A 16,195-nucleotide genomic window follows, 5' to 3' on the forward strand; every position below is an offset into this window, starting at 1 on the left:
ACGGATGCAGTAAAACTTGTCGGCCTCCCGATGCACACTTCCAGTGAGTGATACGTAGGCGCGAGGGGTCGTGGATGACTGCTTGGCGAAGATTTTTCCTTCGGGCGCTCCTCCTCGGGAAGGAGTCAGAGCATCGTGACCTGCCAAAAGACGACCAGCCGGAGCCGGTCCTGCCGGAGCTGACCGAGCACCGCTGGACGCGTCATACCGGGGAACTGGTCGAGACCAGCATGCGGACGATGGCACGGCGGCTGCCCTCGGTGATCGCCCAGTCCGCCCGGCTGGCGTGGCGGGCCAGCCGGGTCGACACGTCGGTGACGATCGGGCTCAACCTCCTCGCCGGGTTCTTCACGGCGTTCGGGCTGCTCGCGACGACCGGCGTCCTCACCGCCCTGTTCAGCGCCGGTCCGACGCCGGACCGGGTCCGCGCCGCGCTGCCCTCCCTGGCGCTGGTCGCGGCCGCCGCCGCGCTGCGGGCCGGGCTGCAGGCGGTCGCGGGCTGGACGCAGGCCCGGCTGGAGCCGCAGGTCGAACGGCTGGTCGAGCTGCGGCTGTACGAGCTGACCACGGCGGTCGAACTGGCCGCGCTGGACGACTCGGAGTTCCTCGACGACCTCCAGCGGGCGCAGAGCCGCGGCATGGCGTCGGCGTCGCGCGTGGTGACGACCGCGGTCGACGTCCTGACCGGCGCCGTGGGCGTCATCGCGGCGGCCGGCACGCTGGGGGTGCTGCATCCGCTGTTGCTCCCGCTGCTCCTGCTGACCGCGCTGCCGGAGGGCTGGGCGTCGATCCGCTCGGCCCGGATGCGGTACGTGACGGAGCTGGCCCTGGTGGGGGTCGCGCGCCGCAAGTGGATCCTGTCCGACCTCATGGCCGACCGCCGCCACGCGGCCGAGATCCGCTCGTTCACCATGCGCCGCTTCCTGCTGGACGAGTACGACCGGGTCGCCGCGTACCAGCGCGGGGTGGAGCTGGGCCTGGCGCGGCGCCAGACGGTCGCCCGGGTCTTCGGCGACGTGCTGCAGGGCGTCACGACCGCGGGCGTCTATGTCGCGCTCGGTCTCATGTTGTGGAGCGGCGCGGTGCCGCTGGCGGTCGCGGGAACCGCCGTGCTCGCCATCCGCACCGGGCAGATGTCGCTCGCCAACCTGGTCTTCTCCGTCAACCGCTGCTACGAGGAGGGGCTCTACTTCGGCGACTACCTCGGTTTCTGCGCGAAGGCGGACGAACGCGTCGCCGCGCGCGCCCTCCCCGTCCCCGCGGTCGCGGCGGAGACGGAACCCGCCGCCACCCCCCTTCCCGCCACGACCCGCCGGCCCGACGCCACCGGCCGGCAGGCCGCCACCGGCCGGCAGGCCGCCCGGCTGCAGGCCGCCCGGCTGCCGGACGACTTCGGCAAGATCGTCGTCGAGGACGTGACGTTCACCTATCCGGGCGCCGAGACGCCGTCGCTGAACGGGATCTCGCTGGAGCTGAGCCGCGGGGAAGTGATCGCGCTGGTCGGCGAGAACGGCTCGGGCAAGACCACGCTCGCGAAGATCATGGCGGGCCTGTACGACCCGGACGGCGGCGACGTGCGCTGGGACGAGGTCTCGCTGCGCGAGATCGATCCGACGACGCTGTGGGAGCGCATCGCCGTCATCGCCCAGGAGTACACGCACTGGCCGATGACGGCGCGGCAGAACATCACGATGGGCCGCGGGGCCGGTGACGCGGCCGGCACCGAGACCGCGGTGCTGGCGGCGGCGCGCGCCTCCGGCGCCGACGAGGTCGTCGACGGGCTGGCGCACGGCTACGACACGCTGCTCGACCGCAGGTTCCAGGGCGGCGCGGAGCTGTCGGGCGGCCAGTGGCAGCGCCTGGCGGTCGCGCGCGGCTTCTACCGGGACGCCCCGCTGCTGATCTGCGACGAGCCGACCGCCGCCCTGGACGCGCGCGCCGAGCACCATCTCTTCGAGCGGATCCGCACGCACGCCGACGGCCGCACCGTCCTGCTCATCACCCACCGGCTGGCCAGCGTCCGGCACGCCGACCGGATCTTCGTCCTCGACCAGGGGAAGGTGACCGAGGAAGGGGACCACGACCATCTGATGGCGCTCGACGGTCTCTACGCCGAGCTCTACTCGCTGCAGGCGCGCGCCTACCACGCCGCCTGAGCCCGGCGGCTCAGAGGTAGGGGCCGTGGCCCGCGCCTCGGTCCGGCGGCTTCGGGCTGTCGGGCAGGTCCTCCGGGCGCAGCAGGCGAACCTCGGCCGGGGTGACCGCGCCCGGGCTCTCGTCGGCCGCCGCCGCGATGCGCTGCCCCTGCCGCGAGATCGCGTCCTCCAGGATGTTGCGGATGAGGCGCGCGTTGCCGAACGAGGAGTCGCGCGGAGCGGCCGCCAGCAGGCCCCGGACGCCGGCCAGCACGCCGTCAGCGAGCGTGAACCCCTGCTCGGCGGACATGTACTCGAAGATGGTGATCAGCTCGTCGTCGCTGTAGTCGGGGAAGCGCAGCACCTTGGGGAACCGCGAGGCCAGGCCCGGGTTCGACTTCAGGAACAGCTCCATCTCGCCCTCGTAGCCGGCGACGATCACCACCAGATCGGACCGGTGCTCCTCCATCAGCTTGATGAGCTCGGCGACCGCCTCATGCCCGAAGTCGCGCTGGTCGGAGCCCGCCGGGGCCAGCGAGTACGCCTCGTCCACGAAGAGCACCCCGCCGAGCGCGCTGTCGACCGCCGCCCGGACGCGCGGCGCGGTCTGGCCCACGTACTCGCCGACGAGACCGGCGCGGGTGACCTCGACCAGATGGCCGGACGTCAGCAGCCCGAGCTGGGCGTAGGCGGCGGCGATGAGCCGGGCCATCGTCGTCTTCGCGGTGCCCGGGTTGCCGGTGAAGACCATGTGCCGGGTGGGCGACAGCGGCGGCTGCCCCGCCTCGCGGCGCAGCCCGTCGGTGCGGGCCTCGGCGACCAGCTTGGCGACCTCCGCCTTGACCGGCGCGAGCCCGATCAGCCGGCCGATCTCGGCGAGCGGGTCGCCGGCGGCGCGGCCCCGGTCGGGGGCGAGGCTGTCGGGCACGTCGACCAGCAGGATCTCGTCGAGCGACTCGGTCTCGTCGACGACGCCGTCGGCGAGCACCCGGCGGCCCTGCATCGCCACCGCCCATTCGAGGAGGGTGACCACGAGGCCGGCGTTGGCGAAGCCGCGGTCGCGCGGCGCCGCCCGTACGAGCCCGCGGACCTTGTCGAGTACGCCTTCGGCCAGGGCGAGGCCCTCCTCTGCCGCGAGCCGCGCGAAGACGTGGACGAGCTCGTCGTCGGTCAGGTCCGGGAACCGGATGGCCTTCGGGAAGTGCGCGGCCAGGTCCTGGTGGGCCTTGAGCAGGCCGTTCAGCTCGGCCTCGGGCCCGGACAGCACGACGATGAGGTCCTCGGGATGCGCCTCCACGGCGGTGAGGAGCACCTCGACCGCCTCCCTGCCGCGGGTGGAGTCGACCGGGTTGAAGGTGTGCGCGTCCCGGACGAAGAGCACGCCGCCAAGGGCGCGTTCGACGACCCGGCGCACCTTGAGCGTGCTCTCCCCCGGATAGTCGCCCACGAGGTCGGCCCGGTCGACCTCGACGAGATGCCCGGTCGTGAGCACGCCGAGATCGGTGTAGATCCGGGCGAGGCAGCGCGCGACCGTGGCCTTGCCCGTCCCCGGATTGCCCATGAAGACCAGGTGGCGCGGGCGGGCGGCGGTCGGCATGCCCGCCTCGCGGCGCAGATGAGCGGCCTTGGCCTCGGCGACCAGCGCCCCGACCTCGCTCTTGACCGGCTCGATGCCCGCGCAGGCGGCGAGCTCGGCGAACGGGTCGGCCGTGGCCGCGCCACCGGCGATCAGCCGCTGCGGGAGGTCGGCCTCGGTGACCTCGACCACGGCGCCGCCGTCACCCGCGTCGGCCCGGTCCGCGGGCTCGGCTCCCGTGCCGGCCGGTGCGGCGGAGTCAGCACCAGCGGTGGCGGTGGCGGCGAACGCGGCGTCGGCGCGGGCCAGGGCGGCGGCACAGGCCTGGTCGGCGAGGTGCTCGACGAGCCTGGCGCCGCGCAGGTTGAGCAGCGGCGCCGTCCGGGTCAGCAGCGTGCCGGCCGCCGCGGCCACCGGCGGCGCGGCCGTGCCGCCCCGGCGCTCGACGGCGCGGCGGAACAGCTCGGTGAAGTCGGCCGCGGTGAACTCCCTGGTGCGGGTGACCTCGAAGGCCCCGACCAGCGCCGGGTTGACGTCGAACAGCCGCCGGTCGCCGCCGGGACGGCACAGCGCGATGACGTCCAGGGCGGGCGAGCGGGCCATCAGCCGCCGCAGCTCCTCGACGGCGGCCGGGCCGCAGCGGTCATGGCCGGCCAGCTTCTCCAGGTCGTCCACGACGAGCAGCAGGCGGCCCTCCAGGCACTCGCGGACGCGGGCCTGCAGCCACAGGACCGCGTCGCTCCCGCTCAGCGCGGAGAACACCTGGTCGGAGATCCACAGTGAGTCGCGGATCGTGCCGCGCTCGGTCAGCACGCGCTCGGCGACCTCGGCGGCGGTGCCCTTGCCGGTGCCCTCGGGCCCGCTGACGAGCAGCCGCACCGGCCGCTCCCCCGCCAGCCGCGCGGCGATGGCCTCGTGCAGCGCGCCGACCAGCTCGGGCTGGCCGACGATCGGGCTCGTGACCGCTCGTCCGCTCGCCGGCGCCGTCTCCCCTGCCGTTGTCTCCGGCGCGCCGCCGGTCGTGTCCCCCTCGGTCGCCGAGGCGGCCGCCAGGCGCCGGGCGAGCGGGTTGGCGACGCGGCGGACCGTGAAGAGCCGCCGCAGGTCGAGGTTGAACGCGCGGAACGGCAGCCGGCAGCGCGGCGTCGTGGCCGCCTCGGGCAGGCCCTGCACGGCGCCCGTGACGCGCATCGCCATGTCGAGCCAGGCGCGGCAGGCGTCCGCCTCGCCGGAGACGAGGCCGCGCGCCAGCCAGGTGCGCAGTTCGAGCTGCCACTTCTCCACGGCGAAGTCGGCGCGGATCGCGCGCAGCCGGTCGTCGACCGCCTCGTACCGCCGGGTGCCGATCGCGGGCGCGAGCTCGGCCGGGGCGGCGGCGGCCTCCGCCGCCAGCAGCAGCTTGGCCAGGGCGACCTCGAACGGGTCGCCCGCGTCGGCGGTGCCCGCGAGCCGCTCGTGGGCGGCGGCGAGGCCCTCGCACGCCCAGGTGAGATAGCCGACGGGCCCGGCGCACTCGGGGAGCACGGCCAGGTCCTCGGCGGACAGGCCCGACGTCCACAGCTCTTCTAGACGTTCGAGCGGCGCCGTCAGGTCCTGCTCGCGCAGCACGGGATCGTTCGCCCGGCCGTCATAGAGCCCGATGAGGGCCCGCCGCCGCTCCTCGACGGGTTCGAGCCCCTCGAAGACGTCCAGCCCTGCGCGGGCGACCCCGTACATCACCGTGCGGCGCTCGCGGTCGTCCCCGGCGGGCTCGGGAAGCCACAGGCCGGGCGGGCGCCACCGCCCGCCCTGCGAGAACCAGGCCAGCGGGTCGCGGACGGCCGGCTCCGGCGTGGCGAGGAACCCCGACAGCAGCTCGTAGTCGACGTCGCCGCGCGATCCGCCGCGGAGCGCCGAGGCCCCCAGCAGGAACGTCAGCAGCGACCACTGCTCGGCGCCCGCCGCCGACGTGCCCGGCCCGTAGAAGTCGCTGAGCTGCCGGGAGAGCACCACCGCGCGCGGGTCGCGGTTGTATTCCACGGCGCGCTGCCGGAGCTCCTCGTAGAGGCCGTCCGGCACCCGCCACGGCCCGTGGGCGTACACGTCCAGGACGGGCTCGTCGGTCAGCAGCAGCTCGAGATGTTCCGGCAAACGTGGGACGTTCACACGTGCACCCTACGGCGCGGGGCGATCACACACATCCCTTCCGGGCCTCCCGCCGCACTGCCTGGGAAGACGCCGCCGGGCACGCCGGGTTGGCACTTGGACGCCGGTCCGCGATAGTTGACCAATGAAGAGCTTTCACCGGGACACCGGGGAAGGCCCGCCGACCGGGAGGAGGAATCCCCCGTGCAGCCACTGCAAGTGACCGCCGAGCCGCATGACGGGCTGACCGTCGTGCGCCTGCGAGGCGAACTGGATATCGCCAACGCCGACGACCTGCGCCGGGAGTTGCACGCCGCGCGCCGCGAACACGGCGACATCATGATCCTCGACCTGGAGGACCTGGAGTTCATGGACTCCCACGGTCTCTCCGTCATCATCAGCTGTTACAAGGTGACGACCGCGGCCGGCGGCGGGGTGAGCCTCGCCGCGCCCCGGCCGATCGTGCGCCGGACGCTGGAGGTGACCGGCCTCACCGGCCGGCTCACCGTCTTCGACAGCCTCGACGAGGCCGTCGCCGTCCGACTCGCGGAACGCGCCGCGAGCGGCCAGCCGGCCACCGAACCCGCCTGACCGCGGGCGTCGGCGACTCGGCACGGCACCCCCGGAGCCCGCAGGGCCCGGGGGTGCCTCGTTTCCGTCACGTTCCGCGGCGTCACGCCTTCTGCGGCGGGGAGGGCGTCGGCCGCTTCGGGCCGCGTCCGTCACCCGAGGAACGGCCGGTCGCACGGCGCCCTATCCAGGGCAGCAAGTACGTTCTGGCCCAGTGGATATCCTCGCGGCGCATCGTCAGCCAGTCCGGCGCCGTCTCCGCCGCGGGCCAGGGCTCGCGCCAGTCGGCCGCCACCGGCAGCCCGAGCGCCTCGGCGGCCCGCAGGGCCATCCGGCGGTGCCCCTCCGGCGACAGGTGCAGGCGGTCCTCGTACCAGGCCCGGGGGTCGTTGAAGACGCCCATCATCGGCCACAGGTCGACGACCGCGCAGTCGCGCCGGTCGGCGATCGCGCGCAGGTGCATGTTGTAGATGGCGGCCTTGCCGCGGATCCGCCCGCCCGAGCGGAGCCCGCGCGGGTCGAAGCCGGTGAAGACGAGGACGCGCGCGCCGGTCGCCCGGAGCCGCCGCACCGCGCCGTCGAACTCGACCGCCAGCGCGTCCGGGTCGGCGCCCGGGCGGATCATGTCGTTGCCGCCGGCGCAGAAGGTCACGAGGTCGGGCCGCAGCTCGATCGCCCGCGGCACCTGGTCTTCGACGATCTGGTGCAGCAGCTTGCCGCGGATCGCCAGGTTGGCGTAGCGCAGCCCGGGGTCGTGCTCGGCCAGTCGCTCGGCGAGGCGGTCCGCCCAGCCGCGGAACCGGTCGGGCCCCGCGGCGGGGTCCGGATCGTTCAGGCCCTCGGTGAAGCTGTCCCCCAGCGCGACGAAGGTCCTGATCTGCCGCTGATCTCCCATCGCAACCCCAGGAATGGAATCATGTTCGGTCACGTGGATTAATCATGCAGCGTACATATGTCCCTACGCCACCGTAATAAATCGGGCTCCGCCCCAGGGGCCGATCAGGCGTGGCCCTGCGATCCCCGGTGCCAGGCCAGCATGCGGCGCTCGATCACCAGGAAGATCGCGTTCAGCACCAGTCCCAGCACTCCGAGCAGCACGATGCTCGCCCACATCTGGGGGACGTTGAACTCGTTCTGGGCCTGCAGCAGCTGGTAGCCGATGCCGTCGCTGCTGCCGACGAGCTCGGAGAGCACCATGAGGATCAGCGCGAGCGAGAGGCTGAGCCGGAGCCCCGCGAAGATCTTGGGCGCGGCCGCGGGCAGGATGAGGTACCGCAGGCGCATCCAGCGCGACATGCCGAACGACCGGGCGGTGTCGAGCTTGACCCGGTCGACGCCGCGCGCGCCGTCGATGGAGTTGAGCAGCACCGGCCAGATCACCCCGAAGATGATCGTGGCGAGCTGCATCTGCGTCCCGATCTTGAAGACCGAGATGAAGAACGGCACCAGCGCGGGCGGCGGCATCGCGCGGCCGAACTGCAGCAGCGGGTCGAGGAAGTCGAAGACCAGGCGGGAGCGGCCGAGCGCCACGCCGAGCGCCACGCCCAGCACGCCGGCGACGGCCCAGCCGGCGAACATGCGGCCGAGGCTCGCGGACCAGTGCTCGGTCGCCACCTCGTTCAGGAACAGGTGGTCGGCCGGGCCGGTGAACCACAGCTCCTTCATCCGTTCCCAGATCACCAGGGGTTCGGGGAAGAACGGCTCCTGCTTGGCGGCGGTCACCTTCTGCCACACGACGACGGCGACGACGGGCAGCCACACCACGGCCAGGACCCGGACCACCCAGGAACCCAGTCTCCGCACGATCACAGCGCCGCCTCCGTCCGGACCACGTGCCAGCGGAACATCGACCGTTCCAGCTGGACCAGCACCTGATTGATCACGAGCCCGAGCGCGCCCGCCCAGATGGCCGCGGCCAGCACCTCGTCGGTCGTGTCGATGCCGCTGGACTTCTTCAGGATGAACACGCCGAGACCGTGCGAGCCGCCGGCCAGCAGCTCGGCACTCACCGCCAGGATCAGCCCGACGGAGGCCGCCATCCGGATGCCCGTGGCGACGAACGGCATGGAGTGGGGCAGCGCGACCCGCCAGAGCACCGAGATCCGCCCGAACCCGTAGCTGCGCAGGGTCTCCTTGGCGAGCGAGTCGACCTCACGCATCCCGTACATCGTGTTGATCAGCACCGGCCAGAGCGCGGCGTAGAAGATCACGATGGCCCGCATGCGGAAGTCGGACTGGGCGATCACGATGACGAGCGGCACCAGGGCCACCGACGGGATGGGCCGGAGGAACTCCAGGATGCCGCGGACCGCCCGGTCGACCGGCGGCAGCGTGCCCAGCAGCACGCCGAGCGGCACCCCGACGACGATGGTGAGGAGCATGCCGACGGCCCACACGTAGAGCGTGGCGCCCACGTCCCGCAGGAAGGCGGTGTCGCCCACCAGCAGGACGGCCGAGCGCACGACCGCCGACATCGGCGGCAGCACGCTGGACTTGATCAATCCGAGCCGCGTGGCGGCCTCGGCGAGCACCAGGAAGGCGAGCACGCCGAGACCACCACGGATCAAACGTTGTTTCATCAGCCCAGAATCGTGTTGACGTCGAACTTCTCCTTGAGGAAGCCGTACTGAAGCATCAGGTCGGCCACCCGCTGCAACCGCGTCGCGCTCGTCGAGGTGACGAACGGCCCGATCACGATCGACGCCGCCGTGCTCTTGTCGAGGCCGGCGTAGCTGGGCAGGATGTTCACCACCGCGTTGCGGTCCTGCGCCGCCAGCGCCTGCGCCCTGGCGATGGCGCGCTTGAACGCCGCCGTGGTCTTGGGGTTCTTCTTGACGAAGGCGTCGGTGGCCACGTAGCCGTCCAGCGGCAGGTCCTTGGTGGCACCGGACAGCGAGTCCAGCACCGGACGGGCGCCGAGCTTCTTCTGCGCGTCGGTGAGGAACGGCTCGGCGACCCAGATCGCGTCGACCGACTTCTTCTCCAGCGCCGCCACCATCGCCGGGAAGGGCACGTCGACGAACGTGACCTTGTCCTTCTTCACGTCCACGCCCGCGGTGGCGAGCGCCGAGGTGACGGTGAGCTCACCGAGGTTCCGCCCGGTGTTGAGCGCGATCTTCTTGCCCTTGAGGTCGGCGGGCGTGTGGATCGGCGAGTCCTTGGCGACCAGGACCGGCAGCTCCTTCTCCACCCCGAGGTCGATCTCGGCGAGAATGCGCATCTTGGTGCCGTTGGCGGACGAGGTGATCGCGCTGACGTGGTTGCTGACCATCATGTCGATCTGGCCGCCGATGAGCTTCGGCAGGGCCTTCGCGCCACCGGGGAAGACCTCGGTCTTGACGGTGAGGCCCTCCTCCTTGAAGAAGCCCTTCTGCTGCGCCAGGTATACGGGGGCCGCATAGGGGATGGGGAGGGTGCCGATGTTGAGGGTGCTCTTCTCGAGATCACCGTCGCCGCCGGCGTCATCGGAATCACTGCATCCGGCGATGAGGCCGGCGGCGAGGATGCCGACCAGCCCGGCGCCAACGACGCGCCGGATTCGACCGAACTTCATTCTTGCTCCTTACGAAACGAGCCACCGGCCGCTCCAGCCAACTCGCGGGGATGACGGATGGTGAGCGGGCGGCCGTATCGCTACACGGGGGGATTGACCAGCGATGGCCGACGGCCAGCGCGAAGAGACTAGCGCACAATGATCATCATTCGGGACGGGGGTCAGCCCGGCCGAATGTCAGCCCGATGACCGATAATGCATCGCTGCACACCTCTCTCGCCTTTGAGTGTTCTTGGGCCCGTCCGCCCGGTCAGCTCTTCCTGACCATCGGGAGGACCTCGGACGCGAAGCGCTCCGCCGTCTCGCTGAGCAGCGCCGGGTCGGCGTCGCGGGAATGGCCGGCGATGATGAGCCGGTCCAGCCCGACGTCGAAGAGCTCCCGCAGCCGTTCCGCACAGTGCTCGCTCGGGCCGACCACGGCGAAGCGGTCGACGAACCCGTCGTCGATCGCCGCGGCGTGCTCGGCGTCGCGCATCGCGTGGCGCCGGACCGAGTAGTCCCGCGCCAGCGTGGTCAGCGCCGACCGGTCGGCCGCCGCGGTGACCTGGGAGCCGGCGTCCGACATGCCGCCGAACCGCACGAGCGTGCTGAAGCTGCCCCGTACCACCTCGCGCGCGACGCTCCGGTCGGGATGCGCCACCGCGTTGACGTACGCGCCGAAGGAGAGGCCGGCGGGGTCGAGGCCGGCCTCCTCCCGGGCCCGGCGCGCGGTGTCGATCGCCCAGCGCACCCGGCCGGGGTCCGCGCCGACGGTGACCGCGACGCGGTCGGCCGTGCGGGCGGCGGCCGCGAGCACCTTGGGCCCGGTCGCGGCGACCTCGACCGGAACCTTGGGCAGGTCCGCGCCGGGCAGCCACTCCAGCCGGCTCGGGAAGCCCGACCGGTCGACCGCCTCACCGCGCAGATAGGCCTGCACGTCGCGCAGGTAGTCCTCGAACTCGGGGACCGGCGACGGCCGCTTCCCGAGGTAGGCGACCGCCGAGTCGCCCCGGCCGATGCCCAGCACCGCCCGGCCGCCGGAGAACTGCTGCACGGTCGCGATGCCGGACGCGGTCACCGCCGGGTCGCGGGTCACGCTGTTGGTCACGCCCGGCGCCAGCAGGATCCGCTCGGTGGCCGCCGCGGCGGCGGTCAGCGTCGCGTACACGTCGCCGGTGAGGTTCTGGCTGTCGGCGATGAGGATCCCGTCCCAGCCCTGGGCCTCGGCCGTCGCGGCGGCCTGCGGCCCCCGGCCCGCGGCCGGGAACGTCAGCGTCCATACCTCGCGGTCGGGGGGAAGACCGGCCGCGCAGGTCATGACCCCGGCCCGGCGGCCGCCATGTGCACCGACATGGCGTGCTGGACGAGGGTGATGAGCACCTGCTTGGTCGACTCCCGGCTGCGGGCGTCGCACTGGAGGATCGGCACGTGCGCGCTGATCGACAGGGCCTCGCGGATGTCCTCGACGCCGTACTGGAACTCGCCGTGGAAGCCGTTGACGCCGACCACGAAAGGCAGCCCGAGCTCCTCGAAGTAGTCGACCGCGGCGAAGCAGTCGGCCAGGCGCCGGGTGTCGACCAGGACGACGGCGCCGATGGCGCCCTTGACCAGGTCGTCCCACATGAACCAGAACCGGTGCTGCCCGGGCGTGCCGAACAGGTAGAGGATCAGCTCGCTGTCCAGCGACACCCGGCCGAAGTCCATGGCGACCGTGGTGGTGGTCTTGTCGGGCACCGCGGACAGGTCGTCCACGTCCGCGCTGGCGGCCGTCATGACCGCCTCGGTGGTCAGCGGCATGATCTCCGAGACCGAGCCGACGAACGTCGTCTTGCCGACGCCGAAACCGCCACCCACGACGATCTTGACCGAGACCAGGTCGCCGTCCGGACCGCCCATGCCGTGGCCGCCCGGGCCACCGGGGCCGCCCGGCCCGCCCGGGCCACCGGGACCGACCGGACCACCGGGACCACCCGGTCCGGCGGGCGGCCCCGCCACCGATCCCCGATCAGAGCTTGCGAAGTCCACTGAGCACCCTTTCCAGCAGGCGGAGGTCCGGCTGCGTCCCGGCGGGGCGCGACTGGTGCAGCCGCAGAAGTCCTTCGAGGGCCATGTCGGCGACGAGCACGCGGGCCACGCCGAGGGGGAGCCTCAACAGCGCGGACACCTCGGCCACCGAACGCGCCGACCGGCACAAATCCATGATCGCCCGATATTCGGGGGTCAGCATGGACACGTCGCGCGGCGGGTAGGGCGCCGCGGTGACCAGCGCCTCGATCGCCAGGTCGTACCGCGGCTTGACACGCCCGCCGGTGACCGCGTACGGCCGCACCAGGGAACTGGAGTCCTGGTCCTGCCGCGGCTCCGGCCGCCGCTGCGACCGGTCGTCCCATCGTGGGACACCGCCGGGCCCGGCACCGTAGTGTCCGCCTCGATCCATCACGCCGACCCTCCGCCAGAATCAATCAAGGTCAGTAACGGGCCGGGCCGGCGCCCATTTCGGACACCGGAGGACCTGGATGGGGCGGCTGCTCCCCGCCGGCGCGCAGCGCCGGGGTCAGTACCCGGCCCACGCGCTCGACCAGCAGCGTCATCTCGTACGCCACCAGGCCGAGGTCGCAGTCCGGCGCGGCGAGCACCGCGAAGACCGAGCCGTTCGTGATCGACATGACGAACAGCAGTCCGCGGTCCATCTCGACGACGGTCTGGCTCACGCCGCCGGCGTCGAAGATCTTCGCCGCCCCCTGCGTGAGGCTCATCAGCCCGGAGGCGATGGCCGATAGCTGGTCCGCCCGCTCCGGCGGAAAGCCGGCCGAGTAGGCCATCGGCAGACCGTCTGAGGAGACCACGACGGCGTGCGCGACCTTCGGAACCCGGTCCGCGAAGTTCGTCACCAACCAGTTGAGATCCTGCCCGCTCACCGGGTGCCTCCTGTCTCTCCGCCGCCCTGCTGCGACGGATCTTCACCTGTACCCTCGCCCGGTCCGCCTTGCTGCATGTGCGTGCGCCCACGGTGGACGCCGCGCTGCAGGCTGGCGAAACGGTTCCGGACGACGTCGGCGGACTGGGCCTGCCGTGGCGCCGCCGGTTGTTCCAGTGGTCCGGTGGCGGCCTGGGCCGCGGGCGACGCGACCGCGCCGGGGACCCGGTTCTTGCCGGGCACCCGCTTGGGCAGCCCGACGGAGGTCAGTTTGCCCGCCACCGGCTCCCGCACCGCCTCGGCGGCCTGGAAGCCCGCGTCGGCGGGCGACTCCCAGCCCTTCACCGGATCCTTGCCTCCCCCACCCTCGGACCTGCGCTGGAACCACTCCGACTGCATCGCGTCGAAGATAGGTGACCGCTCCGGGGTGCGCCGCGGCGGCTCGGACCGCACGGCGGGTTCGGGAGCGGGCGGCTCGAGGACCGGCTCCTCGAGCGTGAACGGCGCGGGCTGCCGAGGCCCGCCCTGACCGGTGCCGTGCGGCTCGCCCCACGAGGCGCCGCCGGTACCGGATCCATTGCCGGGCTGGTGGCCCGGTTCGCCGCCGCGGCCGTAGTCGCCGCCGGGCGCGCCGAAGGCCTCCACCGCGGGCTGCGGGCCGGTCTCCCACGAGATCTGGCGCCGCAGGTTGCGGTCCGCCGGGCCCTGCTGCTCGGGGATGCGCGGCTGCGCCTCGGGCACGGCCGGCAGCGGCGCGGTGTGGTCCCTGCCGTCGAGCACGCGGGGCAGCGGCCCGGTCTGGCCCTGCGGCTCCGCGCGGCCCGGCAGCTGCGCGCCCGGCTGCCGGATCGGCAGCGGCCCGGTGGCCGGGTGCGACGGCTCCGCGGGCGGCATGCCCTGCCCCTGGCCCGTCCCGTGGATCCGCGGCAGCGGCCCGGTGCCGGACACCCGCGGCTGCCCGCCGGTGTTGTGGAGGCGCGGCTGCGATCCCGTGTCCTGGTAGGAGGGGCGTGACCCGTCCTGGTAGGACGGCTGGGAACCGGTGTCCTGGTAGGAGCCGCCGTCCTGGTACGAGGGACGCGAGTCCTGGTAGGACGGCCGGGAGCCGGTGTCCTGGTAGGAGCCGCCGTCCTGGTACGAGGGACGCGGATCCTGGTAGGACGGCTGCGAGCCCGTGTCCCGCAGAGACGCGCGCGGCCCGGTGTCCTGCAGCGAGGGCCGGCCGCCGGTGTCGTGGAACGTGGGCTGCCCGCCGGTCTGCTGGAAGCCGCCGTTCGAGGGCGCGGAGAGCGCCAGCGGGGTGCCCGCGCCGGCCGACAGGACCGGCGCCGGGGCGTCGAACTCGCGGCCGCCACCGCTGAAGTTGCGCGACCCCACGCCGCCGGACTCGCCGGCGCTGACCACCGCGTCCGGCAGCACCACGAACGCGGTGAGACCGCCGCCCTGCGCGGCCCGCAGCTCGACCCGGATGCCGTGCCGGACCGCCAGGCGGCCGACCACGAACAGGCCCATGCGGCGGGCGGCCGAGAAGTCGATGACCGGCGGGTTGGCCAGCCGCCAGTTGGCCTGCTCCAGCTCCTCCACCGACATGCCCACGCCGTTGTCGGTGATCTGCAGCATCGCGCCGCCGCCGCTCAGCAGCTGGCCCGACACCGTGACCTTGGTGCTCTCGGCGGAGAACACCGTGGCGTTCTCGACCAGCTCGGCCAGCAGGTGCACCAGGTCGTTGACCATGGGACCGGCGACCAGCATCTCGCCCTGCACGCGCAGCGAGACCCGCTCGTACTGCTCCACCTCCGACAGCGAGGCGCGCACGACGTCGATGAGCGGGACCGGGCGGTTCCACTTGCGCACCTGGTCCTGGCCGCCGAGGACCAGGAGGTTCTCGCAGTTGCGGCGCATGCGGGTGGCCAGGTGGTCCAGCCGGAAGAGGTTGGCCAGCTGCTCCTCGTCGCGCTCGCTCTGCTCCAGCTCCTCGATCAGCCGCAGCTGGCGTTCGATGAGCGACTGGCTCCGGCGCGACAGGTTGACGAACATCGCGTTGATGTTGCCTCGCAGGACGGCCTCGTCGGCCGCGAGCCGGACCGCCTCGCGGTGGACCTCGTCGAACGCGCGGGCGACCTGGCCGATCTCGTCGGTCGAGACGATGTCGATCGGGTCGACCTCGATGCCGCCGGCGGCCGCCTCCGGATCGCGCAGCCGGTCGACCAGACCCGGCAGCCGGGTGCCGGCCACCTCCAGCGCGCCGTTGCGCAGCCGGCGCAGCGGCCGCACCAGCGAGCGGGCGACGATGATGGTCGCGATGAGGACGATCACGATGACGAGGAAGAGGATGACGCCGTCGCGGATCGCGGCGGCGAGGGCGTCGCCGCGCAGGGCGCCGGTGCGGTCGGTGAGCGACTTGGCCAGCACCTCCTCGACGTCGCGCATCTTCTCGGTCTTCTTCGTCATGTTCCGGCCCCACGTGCGCGCGTCGTTGGCGCTGAGGGCCGGCCTGACCCGGAGCGAGGCGGAGGCGCGGGCCAGCGTGACGGCCTGCAGGCGGGTGCTCTCGGTCTGGTCGATCTCCGTGCCGGTCACGGTGTCCTCGAACAACCGGCGCTGTTCGCCGGTCGCCGTCGAACGGAACGTGGCCACCAGGCTCTCGGACTCGGCGCTGGTGGACTCCAGCGCCCGCAGGTCGGACTGCTCGAACCGCCCGGCCCACAGGCCGGTGGCGACCAGCGCGCGTTCCTGGGACGCGGCGTCCTTGGCCCGCGCGATCGCCGACAGGGCCAGGGCGTTCTGCGCGAGATCGGGCTTGGGCGCGCCCTGGGCGAGCTGGACGTGGAAGTCGTTGACGTCGGCGATGACCCCGGAGTACTTGTCCACGATCGCGCCGGGGGGCAGCTGGTCGGCCAGCCTGCGGAGGGCGGGCAGCACCTCGATGCGGGAGAGGACGGTGCGCACGGTCAGTTCGAGGCCGGGGGAACCCTCGGTGCTCACCCGCCGGGCCGCGGTGCGCACCTTTCCGGCGGCCTCGTCGACCGACGCCTGCTTCGCGCGCAGGGTGTTGTCGGTGACCTGGCTGAACGCGCCGCCCGCGGTCCGGTCCACCCGGAGGTCCCGTTCGCCCTCGAGTTCGTGGGAGAAGGCGGCCATCTGCTGGCCGAGCTCGGCGAGGCGTTCCAGCCGCTGGTAGTCCTGGGCGTCGTTCCAGGAGACCGACACCCGGTATCCCGCCAGCAGGGCCGCCACGAAGGTCGGGATCGCGATGAGCGCGAACAGCTTGACCGGCACGCGCCAGTTATGGAGGCGCAGCCTTCCGAGCCCACGGTCGGAATTGTCGGCTGCGGGCACGG

12 protein-coding genes are annotated in these 16,195 nt (G+C 72.8%); 2 read left to right on the plus strand and 10 right to left on the minus strand.

The window, feature by feature from the left end:
• Nucleotides 1-74 precede the first annotated feature (74 nt).
• The gene (locus ACGFNU_RS40430; RefSeq protein WP_392601908.1) at nucleotides 75-2,156 is read left to right on the plus strand and encodes an ABC transporter ATP-binding protein; all 2,082 of its coding nucleotides are present in this window, start codon (nucleotides 75-77) and stop codon (nucleotides 2,154-2,156) included.
• 10 nt (nucleotides 2,157-2,166) lie between these two features.
• Here ACGFNU_RS40430 and ACGFNU_RS40435 read toward each other — a convergent pair whose 3' ends face one another.
• The gene (locus ACGFNU_RS40435) at nucleotides 2,167-5,856 is read right to left on the minus strand and encodes an AAA family ATPase (protein WP_392601909.1); all 3,690 of its coding nucleotides are present in this window, start codon (nucleotides 5,854-5,856) and stop codon (nucleotides 2,167-2,169) included.
• A 183-nt stretch (nucleotides 5,857-6,039) separates the two neighbouring features.
• Here ACGFNU_RS40435 and ACGFNU_RS40440 point away from each other — a divergent pair, with 183 nt between their 5' ends.
• Entirely contained in the window at nucleotides 6,040-6,426 is a 387-nt protein-coding gene (locus ACGFNU_RS40440) for an STAS domain-containing protein (protein WP_392601910.1), read from the plus strand.
• Between the two features lie 82 nt (nucleotides 6,427-6,508).
• On the opposite strand, the gene ACGFNU_RS40445 is transcribed toward ACGFNU_RS40440, so the two are convergent.
• The 9 genes from ACGFNU_RS40445 to ACGFNU_RS40485 all read right to left on the minus strand — a co-directional run bounded on the left by ACGFNU_RS40445 (nucleotide 6,509) and on the right by ACGFNU_RS40485 (nucleotide 16,133).
• Nucleotides 6,509-7,300, minus strand: coding sequence for an SGNH/GDSL hydrolase family protein (locus ACGFNU_RS40445; protein ID WP_392601911.1), 792 nt, complete (start codon nucleotides 7,298-7,300; stop codon nucleotides 6,509-6,511).
• A gap of 104 nt (nucleotides 7,301-7,404) precedes the next feature.
• Nucleotides 7,405-8,214, minus strand: a complete 810-nt coding sequence (locus ACGFNU_RS40450) for an ABC transporter permease (protein WP_392601912.1) — start codon at nucleotides 8,212-8,214, stop codon at nucleotides 7,405-7,407.
• A complete protein-coding gene (locus ACGFNU_RS40455) occupies nucleotides 8,211-8,984 on the minus strand; it encodes an ABC transporter permease (RefSeq protein WP_392601913.1) in 774 nt (257 codons plus the stop codon). Before ACGFNU_RS40455 ends, ACGFNU_RS40450 begins: the two co-directional genes overlap by 4 nt.
• On the minus strand, nucleotides 8,984-9,958 hold the full coding sequence (locus ACGFNU_RS40460) for an ABC transporter substrate-binding protein (protein WP_392601914.1): 975 nt from the start codon (nucleotides 9,956-9,958) through the stop codon (nucleotides 8,984-8,986). Before ACGFNU_RS40460 ends, ACGFNU_RS40455 begins: the two co-directional genes overlap by 1 nt.
• Nucleotides 9,959-10,208: 250 nt before the next feature.
• A complete protein-coding gene (locus ACGFNU_RS40465; protein WP_392601915.1) occupies nucleotides 10,209-11,255 on the minus strand; it encodes an LLM class flavin-dependent oxidoreductase in 1,047 nt (348 codons plus the stop codon).
• A complete protein-coding gene (locus tag ACGFNU_RS40470) occupies nucleotides 11,252-11,812 on the minus strand; it encodes an ATP/GTP-binding protein (RefSeq protein ID WP_392602069.1) in 561 nt (186 codons plus the stop codon). Before ACGFNU_RS40470 ends, ACGFNU_RS40465 begins: the two co-directional genes overlap by 4 nt.
• Before the next feature lie 130 nt (nucleotides 11,813-11,942).
• Complete coding sequence (locus ACGFNU_RS40475; protein ID WP_392601916.1) at nucleotides 11,943-12,374, minus strand: DUF742 domain-containing protein; 432 nt, start codon at nucleotides 12,372-12,374, stop codon at nucleotides 11,943-11,945.
• Between the two features lie 31 nt (nucleotides 12,375-12,405).
• A complete protein-coding gene (locus tag ACGFNU_RS40480; RefSeq protein WP_392601917.1) occupies nucleotides 12,406-12,855 on the minus strand; it encodes a roadblock/LC7 domain-containing protein in 450 nt (149 codons plus the stop codon).
• Nucleotides 12,852-16,133, minus strand: a complete 3,282-nt coding sequence (locus ACGFNU_RS40485; RefSeq protein WP_392601918.1) for a nitrate- and nitrite sensing domain-containing protein — start codon at nucleotides 16,131-16,133, stop codon at nucleotides 12,852-12,854. The genes ACGFNU_RS40480 and ACGFNU_RS40485 overlap by 4 nt, the downstream gene beginning before the upstream one ends.
• Between the last annotated feature and the right edge of the window lie 62 nt (nucleotides 16,134-16,195).

The sequence above is a fragment of the Spirillospora sp. NPDC048911 genome, assembly GCF_043198015.1.
In the GTDB taxonomy this organism is placed as follows: Bacteria; Actinomycetota; Actinomycetes; order Streptosporangiales; family Streptosporangiaceae; genus Spirillospora.

What these genes read in the sequence shown, in the direction of transcription:
- ACGFNU_RS40460 (WP_392601914.1), bottom strand. Translation starts at nt 9,958, where the DNA reads ATGAAGTTCGGTCGAATCCGGCGCGTCGTTGGCGCCGGGCTGGTCGGC.
- ACGFNU_RS40475 (WP_392601916.1), bottom strand. Translation starts at nt 12,374, where the DNA reads ATGGATCGAGGCGGACACTACGGTGCCGGGCCCGGCGGTGTCCCACGA.
- ACGFNU_RS40445 (WP_392601911.1), bottom strand. Translation starts at nt 7,300, where the DNA reads ATGGGAGATCAGCGGCAGATCAGGACCTTCGTCGCGCTGGGGGACAGC.
- ACGFNU_RS40465 (WP_392601915.1), bottom strand. Translation starts at nt 11,255, where the DNA reads ATGACCTGCGCGGCCGGTCTTCCCCCCGACCGCGAGGTATGGACGCTG.
- ACGFNU_RS40430 (WP_392601908.1), top strand. Translation starts at nt 75, where the DNA reads ATGACTGCTTGGCGAAGATTTTTCCTTCGGGCGCTCCTCCTCGGGAAG.
- ACGFNU_RS40455 (WP_392601913.1), bottom strand. Translation starts at nt 8,984, where the DNA reads ATGAAACAACGTTTGATCCGTGGTGGTCTCGGCGTGCTCGCCTTCCTG.